This window comes from Nocardia sp. NPDC057455, from assembly GCF_042802775.1.
Taxonomy (GTDB): domain Bacteria; phylum Actinomycetota; class Actinomycetes; order Mycobacteriales; family Mycobacteriaceae; genus Nocardia.
The window spans coordinates 1-2,105 of record NZ_JBHVDM010000199.1; the positions used below are offsets into that span (position 1 = coordinate 1).

Genomic DNA, 2,105 nt, shown 5'->3' on the forward strand with positions numbered 1-2,105 from the left:
CGGAAATAGTGTCTATCCGGTCCGGCGCCCGGCGTCGGCAGCATCGTGGTGGTTCTGTGCCGGCGTCGGGTGGACGCAACGAAAGTGCTCGTGGCACAAGGCTTCGGACTTCCGCCGGGCTCGGACGGCGGGGCCCCGGCCTACTGCTTGATGAAGCTGGAGGCGATTCGCCAAAATGTCGCGGGCTGCAATGTCTTGAGATCCCAATCATCGGCCATCGCATGCGCGGTGGTGACGATCCGGTCGATATCGAAATCGTGCCGAGTTGCCGCACCGGTGGATTCGACGGCATCGATGACGTATGCCACGGCGGTTTCTCGGGAGAATGCGGTATTGCTGTGGCCCCTGCGGGCCGTTGATGTGCTCATTTGTCTACCGTTCGCTGGCTGGTCGGCCAGTGCGGTGTCGGTTGATCCGAACCGACCGCCGGTAAGTGGTTGTTCCATTCGAACGCCCCTGCTTGTCTGGCGGCGGCAAACCCACGGCGGCTTCGGCCTTCGGCTCGCCCACGCGGCCTTCCCTGGTGGTCCCCTGTAAAGCGTTGCGGGACCGAGTTTATGCCGCTGTACCTTTCAGATGCAAGCACATCTGCACGATCGATTGCACGTGCGCAGTACGTATTTCGAGGCCGGAAGTTTGCGGATGTGGTGCCCGGCGCAGATGTTTCAGTCGCGGGCGAATAGGACGTCCGTGCTGTAATCGATCTGTGTACCCGGCTCGACGAATTGGTCCGCGGCGGCCCGCCAGGCCAGAAAATGTTCGGTGAAACGGTGTGCTTCGGCCGCCTCGTCATCGGTGTAGAGCTGGTAGAGGAAGAATCGGTGCGGGTCCACCCGATCTGCGCAGATGTCGAAGCGCAGACAGCCGGGCTCGGTCCGTACCGAGGCGTCGGCGCTGCGGGATATAGCCGCCAGGAACTCGGCGCGAGAGCCGGGGCGGATCTTCATCGAGACGATTCGACTGAACACGGTTGTTCTCCCATCGTGACCGTTGCGGTCGATCGGCAAGGGCGGCGGCGAGGTACACGACAGGTCAGTCGGCCAGTTGCGCTATTGCCTGGCTAATCGGAATGGCGCCCGAAACGAGTTCGAGTGTCAACCCGAAGGTGCGCGCGGCGGGCAGCAGTCCGGCCAGTACGGCGGCGACGTCGGCGCGGGGGACCTCGCCGCGTTCGACCGGGGGCGGGGCGAGAGTCACCAGTCCGGTGCCCGGAGAATCGACCAGCCGACCCGGGCGCAGGATGGTCCAGTCGAGGTCTCTGCTTCGCAGGTCGTCTTCAGCCTTGGTCTTGGCATCCAGATACGCCGCCCACACCTCGTCGGAACCGGGAGCGAGCGACTGACCGGCACCCATCGTGGAGATCTGCAGGAAACGGCGCACTCCGGTTCGCTCGGCCGTCTCGGCCAGCCGGACGGAGCCGCCCAGATCGACGGTGTATTTGCGTTCGACGCCGCTGCCCTGCCCCGCGCCCGCGGCGAAAATCGCGGCGTCGCACCCTTCTACGACGTCCGCCAATTCGTCGGTGCCCGCGTGCTCGAGGTCGCACCGCACCGGCTCGGCGCCGGTGACGCGCACCTCGTCCGCGTGCTGGGGATTGCGGATCAAGGCGGCGACCTCGTGGCCGTTCGCGGTCAGCACGGGGGCGAGCAGCAAGGCGATCTTCCCGTGTCCTCCTGCGATGACGACGCGCATGGATCGCTCCTTCCGGTCGGGGCGGCGCCCGCGCTCAGCGCTCGGGGCCGCCGGGATTGCAGTGTGCTTCGACGGTGGCCGGATAGCCGACCGCCGGGCGCCACGGTTCCAGGTTCCAGCTCGGCTTGTTCGGCTGGACCAGCCGTGCCCACGCCCAGTGACAGATGAACTGATCGCGCATGCCGGGTGCGTCGGCGTCCGCCGACTCGTGCACGACTTCCTGCCACGCCCGTTCGTCCGAGCCGGGGAAGGTGGTCTGCCGGCCTGCCTGCGTGGGGAAGACGAGCAGTCGCGGGCCGTCGACCGTCTCGGTCCAGGTGAGGTGATCGATCAGCGGCTGTCCCGCGTACGGGTCGACGGTCGGCATCGCCGCCTGCGCTGTCGAAACCGGCGACGCCGACGCGCTGGAGGTG

General features: G+C 66.6%; 4 protein-coding genes. All 4 read right to left on the reverse strand.

What is annotated here, in order from left to right:
• Positions 1 to 140 precede the first annotated feature (140 nt).
• Positions 141 to 368, reverse strand: coding sequence for a hypothetical protein (locus ACFU5M_RS34410; RefSeq protein ID WP_379055792.1), 228 nt, complete (start codon positions 366 to 368; stop codon positions 141 to 143).
• A gap of 297 nt (positions 369 to 665) precedes the next feature.
• Complete coding sequence (locus tag ACFU5M_RS34415; RefSeq protein WP_063050961.1) at positions 666 to 968, reverse strand: putative quinol monooxygenase; 303 nt, start codon at positions 966 to 968, stop codon at positions 666 to 668.
• A 64-nt stretch (positions 969 to 1,032) separates the two neighbouring features.
• Positions 1,033 to 1,692, reverse strand: a complete 660-nt coding sequence (locus ACFU5M_RS34420; protein WP_379055795.1) for an SDR family oxidoreductase — start codon at positions 1,690 to 1,692, stop codon at positions 1,033 to 1,035.
• Positions 1,693 to 1,726: 34 nt separating this feature from the next.
• The coding region (locus tag ACFU5M_RS34425) for a DUF2599 domain-containing protein (protein ID WP_379055797.1) at positions 1,727 to 2,105 on the reverse strand (379 nt) is incomplete at its 5' end.